This window comes from Flavobacterium sp. MMS24-S5 (assembly GCF_050320125.1).
Classification (GTDB): Bacteria; Bacteroidota; Bacteroidia; order Flavobacteriales; family Flavobacteriaceae; genus Flavobacterium; species Flavobacterium tyrosinilyticum.
In genome coordinates this window covers 4,014,854-4,032,447 of record NZ_CP190016.1, presented here as the reverse complement: position 1 = coordinate 4,032,447, position 17,594 = coordinate 4,014,854, and the positions used below count along the sequence as shown (strand labels likewise).

General features: G+C 36.2%; 10 protein-coding genes, 2 tRNA genes, 1 rRNA gene and 1 pseudogene. 9 read left to right on the top strand and 5 right to left on the bottom strand.

Going from position 1 to position 17,594, the window contains the following annotated elements:
• Positions 1-112: 112 nt before the first annotated feature.
• The 4 genes from ACPWTF_RS18580 to ACPWTF_RS18565 form a co-directional block, all read right to left on the bottom strand.
• Positions 113-186 (bottom strand) — tRNA-Ala (locus ACPWTF_RS18580).
• A 90-nt stretch (positions 187-276) separates the two neighbouring features.
• A tRNA-Ile gene (locus ACPWTF_RS18575) sits at positions 277-350 on the bottom strand.
• A 126-nt stretch (positions 351-476) separates the two neighbouring features.
• Positions 477-1,988 (bottom strand): 16S ribosomal RNA (locus ACPWTF_RS18570).
• A gap of 1,033 nt (positions 1,989-3,021) precedes the next feature.
• Entirely contained in the window at positions 3,022-4,038 is a 1,017-nt protein-coding gene (locus ACPWTF_RS18565; protein ID WP_427872456.1) for an LLM class flavin-dependent oxidoreductase, read from the bottom strand.
• Positions 4,039-4,212: 174 nt separating this feature from the next.
• Between ACPWTF_RS18565 and ACPWTF_RS18560 the strand changes: the two genes are divergently transcribed.
• The 4 genes from ACPWTF_RS18560 (at position 4,213) to ACPWTF_RS18545 (ending at position 9,481) form a co-directional block, all read left to right on the top strand.
• On the top strand, positions 4,213-4,728 hold the full coding sequence (locus ACPWTF_RS18560; protein ID WP_427872455.1) for a DUF2975 domain-containing protein: 516 nt from the start codon (positions 4,213-4,215) through the stop codon (positions 4,726-4,728).
• 2 nt (positions 4,729-4,730) lie between these two features.
• A complete protein-coding gene (locus ACPWTF_RS18555; protein ID WP_012024053.1) occupies positions 4,731-4,937 on the top strand; it encodes a helix-turn-helix domain-containing protein in 207 nt (68 codons plus the stop codon).
• 115 nt (positions 4,938-5,052) lie between these two features.
• Positions 5,053-5,937, top strand: a complete 885-nt coding sequence (locus ACPWTF_RS18550) for an ABC transporter ATP-binding protein (protein ID WP_427872454.1) — start codon at positions 5,053-5,055, stop codon at positions 5,935-5,937.
• Between the two features lie 4 nt (positions 5,938-5,941).
• Positions 5,942-9,481 (top strand): M1 family aminopeptidase, encoded by a 3,540-nt coding sequence (locus ACPWTF_RS18545; protein WP_427872453.1) that lies wholly within the window; start codon positions 5,942-5,944, stop codon positions 9,479-9,481.
• A gap of 252 nt (positions 9,482-9,733) precedes the next feature.
• Here ACPWTF_RS18545 and ACPWTF_RS18540 read toward each other — a convergent pair whose 3' ends face one another.
• A complete protein-coding gene (locus tag ACPWTF_RS18540; RefSeq protein ID WP_427872452.1) occupies positions 9,734-10,945 on the bottom strand; it encodes a polysaccharide deacetylase family protein in 1,212 nt (403 codons plus the stop codon).
• Between the two features lie 167 nt (positions 10,946-11,112).
• Between ACPWTF_RS18540 and ACPWTF_RS18535 the strand changes: the two genes are divergently transcribed.
• The 5 genes and pseudogenes from ACPWTF_RS18535 (at position 11,113) to kdpB (ending at position 17,485) form a co-directional block, all read left to right on the top strand.
• A complete protein-coding gene (locus ACPWTF_RS18535) occupies positions 11,113-12,456 on the top strand; it encodes a sigma-54-dependent transcriptional regulator (protein WP_427872451.1) in 1,344 nt (447 codons plus the stop codon).
• A 381-nt stretch (positions 12,457-12,837) separates the two neighbouring features.
• Positions 12,838-13,119 carry a DUF7674 family protein gene (locus ACPWTF_RS18530; RefSeq protein ID WP_427872450.1) on the top strand — a complete coding sequence of 94 codons (282 nt, stop codon included), beginning with the start codon at positions 12,838-12,840 and terminating at the stop codon, positions 13,117-13,119.
• Between the two features lie 160 nt (positions 13,120-13,279).
• Entirely contained in the window at positions 13,280-13,357 is a 78-nt protein-coding gene (kdpF, locus tag ACPWTF_RS18525) for a K(+)-transporting ATPase subunit F (protein ID WP_081909388.1), read from the top strand.
• A 75-nt stretch (positions 13,358-13,432) separates the two neighbouring features.
• A pseudogene (gene kdpA, locus ACPWTF_RS18520) lies at positions 13,433-15,155 on the top strand (potassium-transporting ATPase subunit KdpA).
• A gap of 272 nt (positions 15,156-15,427) precedes the next feature.
• Positions 15,428-17,485, top strand: a complete 2,058-nt coding sequence (gene kdpB / locus ACPWTF_RS18515; RefSeq protein ID WP_427872449.1) for a potassium-transporting ATPase subunit KdpB — start codon at positions 15,428-15,430, stop codon at positions 17,483-17,485.
• Positions 17,486-17,594 lie beyond the last annotated feature (109 nt).

Here is a 17,594-nt window from a genome sequence, read left to right as displayed (position 1 = left end):
ATTATTTTCTTATCTCAATATGTCAATGAACTTTAATAAGTATTAAGATTTTTGTATGAAGTATTAAGACTACTGTCTTGATACTTTGTACTATCATCTTTGTACTTTTTTGTGGAGAATAACGGAGTCGAACCGTTGACCTCCTGCGTGCAAGGCAGGCGCTCTAGCCAGCTGAGCTAATCCCCCATTTTTTAGTGATGAGTTATTAGTTATGAGTTATGAATTATTTCTCATAAGGCCTCAACCTCTAAAATTTCCTTTTTTTAAGTCAAATAGTAGTCCCGGGCAGACTCGAACTGCCGACCCCTACATTATCAGTGTAGTACTCTAACCAGCTGAGCTACGAGACTCTGTTTTACTTAATTTTTATCATTTTTTTAAATTAACAGCAAGAGCAATACAATCTCAGATTCCAAACCTCTAGTCCGGCATCTTATTTCCCCAGCGTGCTTTTCAGCTAACACTTGGGGCTCTAGAAAGGAGGTGTTCCAGCCGCACCTTCCGGTACGGCTACCTTGTTACGACTTAGCCCTAGTTACCAGTTTTACCCTAGGCAGCTCCTTGCGGTCACCGACTTCAGGCACCCCCAGCTTCCATGGCTTGACGGGCGGTGTGTACAAGGCCCGGGAACGTATTCACCGGATCATGGCTGATATCCGATTACTAGCGATTCCAGCTTCACGGAGTCGAGTTGCAGACTCCGATCCGAACTGTGACCGGCTTTATAGATTCGCTCCCCCTCGCGAGGTGGCTGCTCTCTGTACCGGCCATTGTAGCACGTGTGTAGCCCAAGGCGTAAGGGCCGTGATGATTTGACGTCATCCCCACCTTCCTCACAGTTTGCACTGGCAGTCTTGTTAGAGTTCCCGACTTGACTCGCTGGCAACTAACAACAGGGGTTGCGCTCGTTATAGGACTTAACCTGACACCTCACGGCACGAGCTGACGACAACCATGCAGCACCTTGTAAACTGTCTTGCGAAAGATCTGTTTCCAAATCGGTCAGTCTGCATTTAAGCCTTGGTAAGGTTCCTCGCGTATCATCGAATTAAACCACATGCTCCACCGCTTGTGCGCCCCGTCAATTCCTTTGAGTTTCAAACTTGCGTTCGTACTCCCCAGGTGGGATACTTATCACTTTCGCTTAGCCACTGAGATTGCTCCCAACAGCTAGTATCCATCGTTTACGGCGTGGACTACCAGGGTATCTAATCCTGTTCGCTACCCACGCTTTCGTCCATCAGCGTCAATCCATTGGTAGTAACCTGCCTTCGCAATTGGTATTCCATGTAATCTCTAAGCATTTCACCGCTACACTACATATTCTAGTTACTTCCCAATAATTCAAGTCCTGCAGTATCAATGGCCGTTCCACCGTTGAGCGATGGGCTTTCACCACTGACTTACAAGACCGCCTACGGGCCGCTTTAAACCCAATGATTCCGGATAACGCTTGGATCCTCCGTATTACCGCGGCTGCTGGCACGGAGTTAGCCGATCCTTATTCTCACAGTACCGTCAAGCTCCGACACGTCGGAGTGTTTCTTCCTGTGCAAAAGCAGTTTACAATCCATAGCGACCGTCATCCTGCACGCGGCATGGCTGGTTCAGGCTTGCGCCCATTGACCAATATTCCTCACTGCTGCCTCCCGTAGGAGTCTGGTCCGTGTCTCAGTACCAGTGTGGGGGATCTCCCTCTCAGGCCCCTACCCATCGTCGCCTTGGTAAGCCGTTACCTTACCAACTAGCTAATGGGACGCATGCTCATCTTTCACCGTTGTGACTTTAATAACCAAACCATGCGGTCTGGTTATGCTATGAGGTATTAATCCAAATTTCTCTGGGCTATCCCTCTGTGAAAGGCAGATTGCATACGCGTTACGCACCCGTGCGCCGGTCTCAAGGCCCGAAAGCCTCTACCCCTCGACTTGCATGTGTTAAGCCTGCCGCTAGCGTTCATCCTGAGCCAGGATCAAACTCTTCATCGTATATTTTAATATTATATAATCGATGCTTTTCCTATCGGTTCTTTTCGAATCTTCCGATTCTACCGCTCTTATTCCTTTTGTTTTAAGATCTCTCTTAAAACGGCTGTCAATTCAATATGTCTACGAACGTGTCTTCTTTTGTTTTCGCTTATCTCTCAAAGCGGGTGCAAAACTAAAACTTCTTTTTGTTTCCTGCAAGAAAAATTTAAAGTTTTTTTTTGAGATTTTTTCAATCCCGTTTTCTTTAATCTCCCTTCCAATCTATCAATGAACTTTCCGTGTTTTGCGGGGTGCAAATGTAGAAAGCATTTTCAAATCTCGCAAGCTTTTTCGAATCTTTTTTTTGAAAATTTCTTTCCGTCTGATTCTCCTTTCCTGCCAGTATTTCGATGAACGCCTTCGCTGTTGCGGGTGCAAAAGTAGAACCTTTATTTACATTTCCAAGCCTTTTTTTTATATAATTTCAATCTTTTTTATAAACGGCTGGTTATGCGTTTTTTACAAGGCGAAGTTTTTTTCATGATTTTGGAATTACTGGGGCTTTTAGCCGTTTTACTCTGTTTTGTCTGGCTTTACCGAAAAGGCAATAAGATGCAAACCTTCGTTTTTTCGCAGTTTTTTTAATCTCGAAAAGGCATTAAGATGCAAAGGTTTCTTTTTTTTCTTCTTTTTTTCTTCTAAAATGGTCTTTTATTGCCGATTTTTTCTTCTGAAAACTGATGGCCCTAGCCCCGATAGAAGCGGAAATCCTTTTTGTGGCGGGGTTCGCCGCAAAAAGATTGCAGCGGATAGCGCGAATAGCTTCTAATTAAATTGCAAATAGAAAGGCTTCGACTTCGATCAGCGAGACAATTGATATATTATAGCTATTGGTAACTAGATAATGTTACGGATAAGACGCACTGCTGCGCGTCTCTACGGAAAACTGGATCTTTAATTTATTCTATACATATATATGTATAAAAATAAACCCGACACGTTTTGGAAACCTGTCGGGTTGTATGAATAAAATCTACTCTTATATATAGTATACTTATATATGTATACTTTGGTTTAAAGTGTCGATTGCTTCTTTGGTGATTTGAATACTTTTTAGTTTTGCCTGATGATCGAAGATTGGGCTTGTTACCATTAGTTCGTCGATTCTTGCGTAGTCGATAAACTTTTTCAAATCGGTTACTAATTGTTCTTTGTTTCCTGTGAAAGTTCCAGCTGTCATTTGATTGACATGGAAACGTTCCTGTTCGTTCATAATGTCGTCTAATGACGAAACTGGCGGCTGTAAACCTTTGCGGTCGTTTCTAATTAAATTCAAGAACATTTGATACAGACTTGTAGACAATAGTTCTGCTTCTTCGTTTGTGTCTGCTGCAATGATATTCACACAAGCCATTGTTTTTGGTTTGTCTAAATATTCTGAAGGCTGGAAATTTTCGCGGTAGAACTCAAATGCCTGAATCATTAGTTTTGGCGCAAAGTGTCCGGCAAAAGCATACGGCAATCCGTAAGCTGCTGCCAAAGCCGCACTGTCCATACTTGATCCTAAAATCCAAATTGGGACTTTCAAGCCTTCGGCTGGGAACGCACGTACTTTTCCTGTTTCATTTTCGCTTGAAAAATATTCTTGAAGTTTACTTACGTTTTGCGGGAAACGCTGAGCCTGCTCAAAAAAGTCTTTTCGGATTGCTTCGGCGGTTGGCTGATCTGTTCCTGGTGCTCTTCCTAAACCTAAATCGATTCGGTTGGGATAAAGCGTTTCCAAGGTTCCAAATTGTTCGGCAACTACTAAAGGAGAATGATTCGGCAACATAATACCGCCAGAACCTACACGGATATTTTTTGTCTGACTTGCCACATAACCAATTAAAACCACTGTTGCCGTACTTGCAACGTGTGCCATATTGTGATGTTCTGCAAGCCAAAATCGCTTGTATCCTAAAGTATCTGCTAATTGCGCTATGTCTTTTGTTTTTTGAAATGTTTCTGTGGCATTGCTATCCTGAGTAATGATAGCGAGCTCTAATAATGAGACTGAAATTGGGTTTTTCATATAAAAAAATGCTAATATGCAAAATTAAGCCTTTTATATGGATGCCTTTTGTTTTCTAATGTTAATAGATTTATAATATTTCTAAAACCATCTAAAAGTTTATTTTACAATAATTAATTATTGTTTTACAATAATTAATTATATATTTGCAATATCAATCTAATTTTTCATTATATGAAGACAACTCATATTGTATCTAGAATATTATTTTACTTTACCCGATTTTTGTCTGTGGTTTATTTCTTTTTGGCCGGATATTCTGTTTTTACTTTACTAACGGGATTGTTTTTGACTTTTAAGGACAACGGAAAGTATTTTCAAGTTTGTTATCCGTTTACAACTCATCCAATAATGTTAGGTGATTATAATCTGCCGTATATTCTTTTTGATTTTTTGGCTCCGCTGAGTTTGTACGGGCTTTTCTTTTTATTAAGCAGTAATGTATTCAAAATATTTTTTCAGCCTAAATTGTTTACTCTTAACGGAATTTCTCATTTAAGGCGTTTCTATTTATCCAATTTATTAATTCCAGGTATTGTAATATTTGTGGCTTTCTTTTTTGTTCCGCTGGATAATGAAGTTTCACTTTTTATATTATTACACGGAATGCTGGGTGTTTTCGCTTACTTTTTAGCCGCCATTTTTAAACAAGGTTTAAACCTTCAGAACGAACAAGACTTATTTATATAACTATGCCAATAATTGTAAATGTTGATGTAATGCTTGCCAAACGCAAGATGCAGAGTAAAGAATTGGCAGAAAAACTAGATATTACGCCTGCCAATTTATCGATCCTGAAAACTGGAAAAGCAAAAGGAATTCGGTTTGATACTCTCGAAGCTATTTGTAAAATATTGGATTGCCAGCCTGGCGATATTTTAGAATACGTAGCAGAATAGCTTTCTTTTAAATCTTATTTCACTCTTAATAAATCGGTTTTTGAAGCCGACACGCAGTCTATTGCCTAAATTTTTCAAATCATAGTTTAATTCAATCATCAAAATCAATCAAAAAATGAACAGTTTATCAATCAAAAATCTCAGCAAAACGTACGAGAACGGCACAAAAGCGATTGACGATTTATCGCTTGAAATTACAAATGGAATGTTTGGTTTACTTGGCCCAAATGGCGCAGGAAAATCAACTTTAATGCGGACTATTGCCGCTTTGCAGGAACCTACCTCGGGAATTATTGAATTTAACGGAATTAATATTCTGGAAAATCCAATGTTTATCAGGCAAAATCTAGGCTATCTGCCTCAGGAATTTGGTGTTTATCCTAAAATTTCTGCTTATCGTCTGCTCGATCATCTGGCAGTTTTAAAAGGAATTGTTAATAAAAAGGAACGACACGATCAAATCTTGTATTTGTTGCAGCAGACGAATTTACTGCAGCATAAAGACAAAGCGGTTCATTCTTTTTCGGGAGGCATGCGTCAAAGGTTTGGAATTGCTCAGGCTTTGCTGGGAAATCCGAAGATTATTATTGTGGATGAACCTACTGCGGGACTTGATCCCGAGGAAAGAAACCGTTTCAATAATCTATTGAGTGAAATTGGCGAAAGCATTATTGTAGTTCTATCAACGCATATTGTCGAAGATGTTCGAGATCTGTGCACCAAAATGGCAATTATTTCCAATGGGAAATTGATTTTGGAAGGAAAACCAAACGAAGCGATTGATTCTTTGAAAGATAAAATCTGGATGAAAGCGATTCAAAAAACAGAACTGAAGGATCATCAATCAAACTTTAATATCATTTCGTCCAACTTAAATTCAGGGAAAATCAATATTCATGTTTTCTCTGATCAACGTCCAGATTCTGGTTTCGAATTAATATCGCCAGATTTAAGCGATGTTTATTTTAGTGTTTTAGCTCAAAATCAACTTAAAAATTAGTGTTATGCTTTCTAAATTAATTCAATTTGAATGGCATAACAATACCAGAAGCTGGACTTTTTATGCCGCGTTTATTATTTATTTGGTTTTAGGATTTTTTGTGAGTGCTTTTGCCAATTTCTCTTTTTCGGGTGCTTACAAAAATAGTCCGTATGTGCTTACGTATGCGATTGGCCTGATTTCGCTGATGACGATATTTTCGATTACACTTCAGGTCGCGCAGAGTTTTTTAAAGGAATATGAAACGAAATTCGATTCGATTATTTTCTCCTCTCCTATTTCTAAGCTTCATTATTTAGCTCCAAAATTTATTACAGCATTTATAATCGCTGTAGTTTCTTTTGGAATGTTTATCGTCGGAATGATTGTTGGACATCAAATGTCTTGGATTCCGAAAAGCGAGATTGGTCCTTTTGAAATTATAAATTATCTCTGGCCGTATTTTGTAATTGTGATTCCGAATATTTTCTTGTGCCTTGCAATATTGACGGCTTTGGCCTGGCTTACGCGAAGTAAGCTTTTCATTTACGTTGGGGGTTTATTAATTTACATCTTATATATAGCGAGTTCCATTTTTTCTAATTCGCCCATCTTTGCAAATGCTTCTCCGTCTTCGGCGAAAGCCATGTCTTTGGCAGCTAAAATAGATCCTTTTGGTTTGGCAGCGTTTTTAGAACAAACGAGATATTGGACTTCGATTGAAAAAAACACGGAACTGGTTTCGCTTTCGGGGAACTTTTTGTTCAACAGAATACTGTGGATTTCGGTTTCATTGCTTTTACTTTTTGTTTCGTATCGATTGTTTTCCTTCCGAAAAACAAAAACTAAAAAGATAAAAACACCAAAAACTATTTCGAAAGAAGCAAAAATCTTTTCTTCGGAAATTCCAAAAAGCATCGAGTTCAAAACTTTCAAACATAATATTGCTGTTTTTAAAAGCAATATCAAGTTAGATATTTTTTTAGTTCTAAAAGGAATTCCATTTTTAGTGATTGTTCTTCTATTTTCGGGATTATTGGCAATCGAAATTTCGGATGAAATTGACGGCGGAATCCGATTAGCCGAAAAAATTACGGATACGGCTTTGATGATTACGACAATAATGGATCGTCTGCCTTTTATTCTGATCTTGATTCTCCTTTTTTACAGCAGTGAATTATTAAACCGAAGCGAAAATTCGAGATTTGAAATGCTCGAAAATACCGCACCGTGTTCTCAATTTGTAGTTTTACTATCAAAGTTGACGGCACTTTTTATCATTCCATTAATCCTTATTAGTATCAGTATTTTAATTGGATGCAGTTTTCAAATTATGAATGCCAATGCTCCAATCGAAATTGATCTTTATCTTTCTTTGTTTTATTATCTCGGATTTCCGTTGCTGCTGATTTCGATTTTGGTAATCTCAATTCAGACTTTTATTAAAAATAAATATATCGGACTTTCGGTTGCTGCTTTTGTCTGTATTTTGTTTTGTACGGGAATTGGAGAACAATTGGGAATTTCGCATCCTTTACTGCGATTTGGAAATGCGTTTAAAAGAGAATATTTTGATTTGAATGGTTTCGGAAAATATACTTTTCCGTTTCATATTTCGATGCTGTACAATTTCGCATTGGCTTTACTGCTTCTTACTTTGACAGGAATTTTGTGGAAAAGAAATGCTTCAGTTGTAAAAACCTTTAAAAGAAATTCGTGCAACGCCGTTCAAAAAGGAACTATCTTATCGGGGGTTATTCTTTTTATTGGTTTTGGGAGTTATCTTTTTTACAAAACCAATATCGAATATCCGTATTTGACAGAAGACGATCAGAATAATTGGAGCGAGAAATATGAAACTCAATTTAAAAAATATACTAATCTTGCGCAGCCCACGATTGTTTCTGTAAAAAGTAAAGTCGATTTATTTCCTGAGGAAGATCGTTATGAGGTAAAAGGCGTTTATGAATTGATCAATAATACTGAAAAACCTATTGATAGTTTACTCCTATATATAGATCGAAATTCGAAACTGACTTCGGTTGAGATTTCGAATTCGAAAAAGCTAGATGATGTTTCGGCATTTCATCATTATTGGTATCGATTGGAAAAGCCTTTGTTACCTCAACAGAAAATGAAAATGAATTTTTCTTTTGAGTCGTCGTGGTCGCCATTTAAAGGACATACTGCTTTTAATTCTATAATCGAAAATGGTTCGTTTATGCGAATAAGCCGTTACTTTCCGCTTTTTGGTTATCAGGAATCGAATGAAATCAGCAGTAAAAAAGAGAGGGCAAAAAGACATTTGAAACCTCAGACGCCTCTTAAAAAGCTAGAAGACAAATCGGAAATTAAATATGATTTTGTTGATTATGATGCTGTGGTTTCAACTTCTAAAAATCAGACGGCGATTGGTGTTGGAGATTTAATTGGGAATTGGAAAAAAGACAACCGTAATTATTTTCATTATAAATCTAACGGTAAGATTCCGTTTCGATTTGCTTTTTCTTCTGCTGAATATAGAATCCAAAAAACGAATTATAAAGGTATTTCGATTGAAGTTTTTTATGATAAAAGACATTCAAGAAACATTAAAAAACTAATTCAGGATATAAAAAATACTTTAGATTATTGCCAGAATAATTTTGGCAAATATCCGTATAAAACAATTCGTTATGCCGAAGTTTCTGCTTTCGCCGATGGATTTGCTGCGACTTCGTATCCGTCGACGGTTTTTATGAAAGAGAATTTTGGTTTTTACAGCAACCTCAAAAATAAGGATAAGGAAGATGTAATTAATCAATTAACAGCGCATGAATTGTCGCATGAATGGTGGGGAAATTCACAAATAAGTCCGGAACAAAAAGAAGGAAGCTGGATTTTGACTGAAACTTTGGCGCAATACACGGAATTGATGTTGTATGAAAAAGAACATGGCTTGGAAAAAGCGCTCGAAACTTTAAAAATTCATCTGGATTTATATCTGAGCAGCCGAAGTTATGATCCTGAAACACCTTTGTATAAAACGAATTATGACACACCACATTTACCTTATGATAAAGGAATGCTAGTGATGCATCAGCTTCGAGTTTTAATTGGTGAAGAAAAAGTAAATCTGGTTTTGAAAAATTTTCTGAATCATTATAAATATCCAAATCCGTTTCCTGATTCTGAGGCTTTATTAAAAGAAATTTATGCTGTAACGGATAAAAAGCTGCATTCTAAACTGGACGAAATGTTTAAGCAGATTATTACCTATTCCTCAAAAATAGAAGCTGTTTCAAGTATTAAAAAGAATGGTTTTTATGAGGTTTCATTTAAAGCGTTTTCTCAGAAATATAAAGAAAATGCAACAGGACAAAGAAAACAAATCGCAAACGATGCCTCTATAAATATTGGCATTTATGATGAAAACGGAAAGTTGTTTCTTTATCCTTTTAGCATCAAAAACAATAAAATTGAAGGAAAATTAAAACTCAAAACAAAACCTCAACGTATTGTTATTGATCCCTATTTAATGAATATTGATACTTTTATAAAGGACAATGAGAAAGAAATTGATTAGTTTTTTTGCCACTAATTCCACGAATTTCCACTAATTTTTAATTTTAGTTTTTCACAAATGCTCAAAATATAGCTCGCGGTTTCAACCGCGGGAAACGTTACGAATTGGGTATAATTAGATATTGTGTACCCGTGGTTGAAACCACGGGCTATGTTTGAAATAAAAATCAGTCAAAAATAGGAATTAGAGAAATTCGTGAATTCGTGACAAAAAAAAATCATTAAATTCCTTTTAATCTGTGGCAAAAACCTTTTATTTCAATTGAATGAAAATCTGTTTATGAGTTGTTTTTCCATCGTCTTTAATTTTCAAATCTTTGTTTGATTCGATTTGAAATTTTGATGTAGTTTCTACATTCAAAGAAATGTCACGATTTCTAAATGTTTCTGGAATTTCGGGAAGTTTAATTGTAACTATTACTTCTTTATTTTTCTGCTGAAAATCGACTTTTATTCGGTCTCTTAACCAAATGTATTCGTAAACTTCCTGCCACGGCGCCATCCAGATAGAATCGTTTCCTTTTGCGCCGTATTTATTGGCAAGCGTTGTCATATAATACTTAAAATCAGGAAAACGCATGCTTAGATTCCACAAATTTGTATTTCCGGTTCCGTGTGTGAATTCGTTAAACCAAACCGGTTCTGGCTGTTTTATAATTGAATCTATGGTTTTTAAATAACGATCCATTGTTTTAAAAGTGATTGTATCTTTTGAACTTTGGACAAAAGTTCGAGCAGAAATCATTTTATCTAAATCTACTTTTGAATCAACTTTAAAAACTGAACCGACACCGTAATAAGAAGCAACTGATAAATTTCCATTGGCCAAAGCTTCTTTTTCATATTCCAAATAATATTTCTCATCACCTTCTCCGCCAGGAACCACAAAATGCGACATTGTAAAATCTAGATTTTGCTTTATTGAAGCGGTATTTTCGGTTACTTCTGTCAAGTACTTAGTTCCATGTTTTGTTGCATGATGAAAACTGTGATTTAAAATATCCCAACCAGCATTGTATATTTCTTTAATTTCAGCCCACGAAAGATGTCCGCGGTTTTCTGGCAGATCTCGAATTGAACCACCGTTAACCGCCAAAGCCAATTTAAAAGGAATTTTATTTCCCATTCCGTCCGAATAAAAAAGCCCTTCTGAAACTGTTCCATCTCCACCTTGATCAATTTTCCATTCGTTAATGGATGAATTACTGATTTTTCCTCCATTCAATAAAGGAAAAGCCGTTAAATAAGCCGATCTGTAACCATCGTCAAGCGTAAAACTATAAGCGAAATGTTTTTTGTATTTTAATGAAGCAACGGCAATTTTTACTTTATCGGCAGATTTCAGTTTTATTTTGAATGAAATTGTTTTCGTTTTCGAAGAATCTTTTTCAATAATTCCTTTTGAAAAACTATTAAAGCTTCCGAAGATTACAATAAATATTATAAGTAGAATTCGTTTTGGCATAAATTTTAGGGATTCGTTTTCGACTTAAAAGTACATTTCTTTTTCAAAAAAATATTTTAAAACTGATTCTACTGATTAAAATAATTTCTGTCGATTCAAAAAAGTGAACAGATTTTAAACCTAACTTTGTACATCAATTACCAAAATTTGATTTAGCATCTCTGCAAATGACACACAAAATTTTAATTATAGACGACGAAGAAAAACTGAGAAGTCTACTGGTTCGCATTATAAAATCGGAAGGATTTGAAGTTTTTGAAGCAAAAGATTTAAAGTCTGGTTTTAAAAAACTGGAGCAAACGGATATTGATGTTGTTTTATGTGATGTGAAACTGCCTGACGGAAATGGCGTTGATTTTCTACAAAACATAAAAGGAAGTTTTCCTTTAACAGAAGTTATTCTTTTAACCGCTTTCGGGAATATTCCTGATGGCGTTCAAGCAATGAAAAATGGTGCTTTTGATTATATTGTAAAAGGTGATGATAACGATAAAATAATTCCGCTTCTTTATAAAGCGGTTGAAAAAGTGCATTTGCAAAAGAAAGTGCTGCATCTTGAAAAACGCATTAATGACAAATATTCTTTTAGTACCATTATCGGAAAATCAAAAGGAATTGAACAAGTTATTGATCTTGCTCAAAAAGTTGCCAAAACAGATTCTACGGTTTTATTGACAGGTGAAACGGGAACTGGAAAAGAAGTTTTTGCACAGGCCATTCATGAAAATAGTAATCGTGTTGGGAAATCTTTTGTGGCATTAAACTGCAGTACTTTTACAAAAGAAATTTTAGAAAGCGAACTTTTCGGTCATAAACAAGGTGCTTTTACGGGAGCTGTAAAAGACAAAAAAGGTTTTATTGAAGAAGCAAATGGCGGAACTTTATTTCTTGATGAAATTGGTGAAATGCCAATTGATCTTCAGGCCAAATTATTGCGTGTTTTAGAAACCAGCGAATATATTCCTGTTGGCGACACAACTCCAAAAAAATCAAATTTCAGATTAATTGCCGCTACAAATCGAGATTTAAAAACAGAAAGTGACGAACATCGTTTCCGTTCTGATTTGTATTTCCGTTTAAATATCTTCGAAATCAAATTGCCTTCTTTACGAGAAAGAATCAAAGATATATCGGTATTGACTCATTATTTCGTTAAACAGTTTTCTGAAAAAACGAATAAAAAAACATTACATATCTCTGATGATTTTCTGCAGAAATTAGAAAATTATTCGTGGCCAGGAAATATCCGCGAACTTAAAAACATTATCGAAAGATCGGTTATTTTGAGTAATGGCGATACTTTAACTTCGGATGTTCTGCCTTATGAAATGCAACATCAAGCTGAAAATAATTCTAAGCCAATGTCGGCTTTCTCGATGCAGAGTGTTGAAAAACTACATATTCAAAAGGTTTTAAATTATACTAAAGGGAATAAAGCAGAAACGGCAAGATTGCTGGAAATTGGTATTGCGACTTTGTACCGCAAGTTAGAAGAGTATCAAATTCAATAACAATAACAATAACAATTGCAAAATTCAATTTCAATATCAATTACAATTCTCAAAGCTTCGGAGAAGCATCATATTTATAGATTATTTTATTGCCAATGAGAAAAAGCTCGAGAGGAGCGACACCTACGCAATCTGAAAAATATGTCACCTCGCTGGGGCTCTGATAAATGTGGATTCATCATTTCTATAAATATTTCGCTCCTCTGGAGCTTGACAATAACATATCAAAACGAGAAAAGCTTATCAAAATGATAGGCTTTTTTTATGCCTAATTTTTGGCACAAAACTACATTCCTTTTATTGACAGCACTTTAGCTATAACTTGATTTTTTCGGAACATATTTTGGCATAAGGAGGGAGAACATTAAAAATTCATTCCAAATGAAAACTCAAGTTACCTCAATCTACAAACAAGCTGAACGCTTTGCCGAAATCACCAAAAAATCGATTATTTCCGGCAGTATCGTGAGAGCAAAGAAATGTCTGGCTCTTGCCGAACGTTTGTTTATAACCGGAAGCATCGAAACTAAAAATGCCATTTCTAATGTGTATGTTTTTTCGGTTTCTTCTTTTATGGAAGTGCGTCACTGCAATATTTCGCACCTGTTTCCGCAAACACTTAAAGCGGAATATATCAAGCAAGTTAATGCCTCTGGCGTTTAATCGGTTAACTGTTTAATCGTTTAATCGCTTCAAAACAATCTAAAATCTGAATTTTAAAATCTAAAATAATCTTATGATCACTTTTCTTTTACTCGGGCTTGCCGTTGTGCTATTTGCCATTTGTTTTCTCTCTGTTGAATTTTTTGAAAAAATCTAAATCATGACCGCACTATTTATTATTTCAATCGCCGTTTTCGTGTATTTGGTTTATGTATTAATCAAACCCGAAAAATTTTAAAAAATGAATTTTTAGAATTTAAGATTGTTTCAAAGAAATCTAAAATTCTAAAATCAACAATCTAATATTAAATATATGAACACAGAATTATTAGGCGTCATTGGTATTTTTCTCCTCACCATTGTTTTAGCTATTCCTTTAGGAAAATATATTGCTAAAGTTTATTTAGGAGATAAAACACTTCTTGATCCGATTTTCAATCCAATTGAAAAATTTATTTTTAAAATCAGCGGCATTAATTCGGCTGAAGAAATGAACTGGAAACAACACTTAAAAGCACTTTTAAGTATCAATATGGTTTGGTTCTTTCTTTGCTTTTTTGTCTTATTGTTTCAAGGTTCTTTACCTCTAAACCCAGACAACAATCCTTCGATGACGCCTGATTTGGCATTTAACACTGCTATTTCATTTTTGGTCAATTGCAACTTACAGCATTACTCAGGCGAAAGCGGGGTTTCTTACCTTTCGCAAATCGTCCTGATGTTCCTTCAATTTGTTTCTGCCGGTATCGGAATGGCTGCTGCCGCAATGATTTTTACAGCAATGAAAGAAAGAACTACAGAAAAACTGGGTAATTTTTATAATTATTTCATCAAAAGCTGTACTCGTATTTTATTACCACTTTCAGCAATTGTAGCTGTAGCACTAGTATTTAGCGGTACTCCTATGACATTTGAAGGTAAAGATGCTATTACAACGCTTCAAGGCGATCATGTAGAAGTTTCTCGCGGGCCGCTGCTGCCTTTATTGCTATTAAACATATTGGTACAAATGGTGGTGGATTTTTTGGAGCCAACTCAGCACATCCATTAGAAAATCCAACTTATTTTACGAATGGAGTTGAGCTTTGGGCTCAGATGATTATTCCGTTTGCAATGATTTTTGCTCTTGGATTTTACCTCAACAAAAGAAAATTATCAAATATCATATTTGGTGTAATGACAGTTGGATTTTTACTCTTGGTTGTTCCAACCGTTATGAGTGAAATCAATGGAAATCCAGCTATCGAAAAAATGGGTATTGCACAAGCAACCGGAGCGATGGAAGGAAAAGAAGTTCGGTTTGGGCCAGCAATGTCAGGTTTCTGGAGTATTGCTACAACGGTAATTTCTACAGGTTCTGTAAACAGTATGCACGATAGTTCGATGCCTGTTTCTGGCGCTATGCAATTATTATCTATGATGGTAAATGCCTTTTACGGAGGATGCGGTGTTGGTATTCTAAACTATTACATTTTCATTATTCTGGCTGTTTTTATCTCCGGATTAATGGTAGGTCGTACCCCTGAATTTTTAGGGAAGAAAATCGAAGCGCGTGAAGTTAAAATTGCCGCATTTATAGCCATTCTTCACCCTTTATTAATATTAGCCGGAACTGCTTTAGCTTCTTATTTTGCTGCGCATGATACTGCAATGGGTTATTGGTTTAGCGGAAATGCAACAGGCTGGTTAAACAATCCTAGCAATCACGGATTCTCAGAAATGTTATACGAATATACTTCGAGTGCTGCCAATAATGGTTCTGGTTTTGAAGGTCTGGGAGATAATAATCCGTTCTGGAATATCACTACAGGAATTGTATTGCTGTTAAGCCGTTTTATTCCAATCATTGGTTCGATTGGCAATTGCTGGTTTACTGGCAGGTAAAAAATACATTCCAGAGAGTGCAGGAACTTTAAAAACCGATACTTCAATTTTCGGAATCATGACTTTTGCCGTAATCGCAATTATCGCTGCTTTATCGTTCTTTCCTGCGTTGGCTCTTGCAACCTTTAGCGGAATTCTTTACACTAAAATAAAAATGCTGGATATTTTAAACACATAGGAACATAGAATTTTAATCTATAAAAAAGAATAAAAAGAAAACTCGTTTTCACACATAGTTAGAATAACGATTTTACCATTCGCATTTCAATATAGCCCGTGGTTTCAACCACGGGAAACGAATTACAGGGACAAAGATTGTGATATACGTTGCGTCCCAGCGGTTGAAACCGCTGGCTATATTCTATAATCTATGTGTTTTTAGCGCATAACATTTTACAAATAACATTTAACTTTTTACAAGAAAATGACAACTAATAAATCCACATCATTGTTTGAAAGTAAACAGGTAAAAGAAGCCTTAGCGCAGTCTTTTGTCAAGCTTAATCCAAAGTTGATGATCAAAAATCCGGTAATGTTTACCGTAGAAATTGGAACAGCCATTATGTTTGCTGTCTGCATTTCAATATTAATGGGTGCAAATGATCAGGGAAGTTTTACTTATAACCTAATTGTATTTTTAATTTTACTGGCAACGCTTTTATTTGCCAATTTCGCCGAAGCTATTGCCGAAGCAAGAGGAAAAGCACAAGCCGACAGTTTAAGAAAAACAAGAGAAGAAACTCCTGCAAAACAAATTTTACCTAACGGAGAAATTAGAAACATTAGTTCTTCGGCATTAAAAAAAGACGATATTTTCGTTTGCGAAGCCGGTGATTTAATTGCTGCCGATGGTGAGATTATCGAAGGTCTGGCTACAATCGATGAAAGTGCCATTACTGGAGAAAGTGCTCCTGTAATCAGGGAATCTGGCGGAGATAAATCTTCAGTTACCGGAGGAACAAAAGTATTATCTGATAAAATTAAAGTAAAAGTAACTTCCGAACCTGGCGAAAGCTTTTTGGATAAAATGATTGCTTTGGTTGAAGGTGCGAGCCGTCAGAAAACACCAAACGAAATTGCCTTAACCATTTTATTAGCCGCATTTACTTTAATCTTCGTGATTGTTTGCGTTACGCTAAAACCGTTTGCCGACTATGCCAACGCACCCATCACGATTGCGGCTTTCATTGCTTTGTTTGTGTGTTTGATTCCAACTACAATTGGTGGTTTGCTTTCTGCAATTGGTATTGCGGGAATGGACAGAGCTTTACGAGCTAACGTAATTACAAAATCTGGTAAAGCGGTTGAAACTGCTGGGGATATTGATGTACTGCTTTTGGATAAAACAGGAACCATCACCATTGGAAACAGAAAAGCAACCAATTTTTATCCAACAAAAGGAATTTCTTTTGATGACTTTGTTAAATCTGCTGTTTTGAGTTCTCTTGCAGATGATACTCCAGAAGGGAAAAGTATCTTGGAGTTGAGTGAAATGTTAGATGTAAAAAGTGAAACGAAAGCCAGCTTTTTACAAACTACCTCTGATATTTCACATACCATCAAATTTACTGCCGAAACCAGAACTTCTGGGGTAGTATTAAAAGACGGAACTAATATTAGAAAAGGTGCTCAGGATGCTGCAAAAAACATTGCACAGCAAGCCGGAAATTCTTTCCCCGAAGATACTGCCCAACAAGTAATCACGATTTCGTCTAACGGAGGAACTCCATTAGTTGTAATCAAAAATAATGAAGTTCAAGGTGTTATCGAACTTCAGGATATTATTAAAACCGGAATGAAAGAACGTTTTGAGCGTTTGCGCAGAATGGGAATCAAAACGGTTATGGTTACTGGTGACAATCCGCTTACAGCAAAATTTATTGCCGAAGCTGCTGGTGTTGATGATTTTATTGCCGAAGCGAAACCTGAGGATAAAATGAATTACATTAGAAAAGAGCAGGCCGAAGGAAGACTAGTTGCCATGATGGGTGACGGAACAAATGATGCTCCTGCCCTTGCCCAAGCAAATGTTGGAGTTGCTATGAACAGCGGAACTCAAGCGGCTAAAGAAGCCGGAAACATGGTCGATCTTGACAATGACCCAACGAAACTAATTGAGATTGTTGAAATTGGAAAACAGCTTTTAATGACTCGAGGTACTTTAACTACTTTTTCTATTGCAAATGACGTTGCGAAATATTTTGCTATTGTTCCTGCTCTTTTTATTACTGCGATTCCTGCGCTTCAAGGTTTGAATATCATGCATTTGCATAGTCCTGAAAGTGCGATTTTATCAGCGGTAATTTTCAATGCGATTATCATTCCGATATTGATTCCGCTTGCGCTGAAAGGTGTTGATTATCGACCAATTGGAGCTAGTGCCATCTTAAAAAGAAACCTTTTGATTTATGGTCTTGGCGGATTGATTGTTCCTTTTATCGGAATTAAAGTAATTGATTTGCTAGTAGCATTATTTATGTAAGATGCTAAGGCGCTAAGTTCCTAAGATTCTAAGTTTTTTTTCTTAGAATCTTTTAAAACTTATTTATCACAATTAAAAAAACTTAGAAACTTAGAGACTTAGTCTCTTA

Bases quoted from the DNA above. Each gene is read 5' to 3' on its own strand.
- ACPWTF_RS18565 (WP_427872456.1), bottom strand. From the start codon at position 4,038: ATGAAAAACCCAATTTCAGTCTCATTATTAGAGCTCGCTATCATTACT.
- ACPWTF_RS18560 (WP_427872455.1), top strand. From the start codon at position 4,213: ATGAAGACAACTCATATTGTATCTAGAATATTATTTTACTTTACCCGA.
- ACPWTF_RS18555 (WP_012024053.1), top strand. From the start codon at position 4,731: ATGCCAATAATTGTAAATGTTGATGTAATGCTTGCCAAACGCAAGATG.
- ACPWTF_RS18550 (WP_427872454.1), top strand. From the start codon at position 5,053: ATGAACAGTTTATCAATCAAAAATCTCAGCAAAACGTACGAGAACGGC.
- ACPWTF_RS18545 (WP_427872453.1), top strand. From the start codon at position 5,942: ATGCTTTCTAAATTAATTCAATTTGAATGGCATAACAATACCAGAAGC.
- ACPWTF_RS18540 (WP_427872452.1), bottom strand. From the start codon at position 10,945: ATGCCAAAACGAATTCTACTTATAATATTTATTGTAATCTTCGGAAGC.
- ACPWTF_RS18535 (WP_427872451.1), top strand. From the start codon at position 11,113: ATGACACACAAAATTTTAATTATAGACGACGAAGAAAAACTGAGAAGT.
- ACPWTF_RS18530 (WP_427872450.1), top strand. From the start codon at position 12,838: ATGAAAACTCAAGTTACCTCAATCTACAAACAAGCTGAACGCTTTGCC.
- kdpF (WP_081909388.1), top strand. From the start codon at position 13,280: ATGACCGCACTATTTATTATTTCAATCGCCGTTTTCGTGTATTTGGTT.
- kdpB (WP_427872449.1), top strand. From the start codon at position 15,428: ATGACAACTAATAAATCCACATCATTGTTTGAAAGTAAACAGGTAAAA.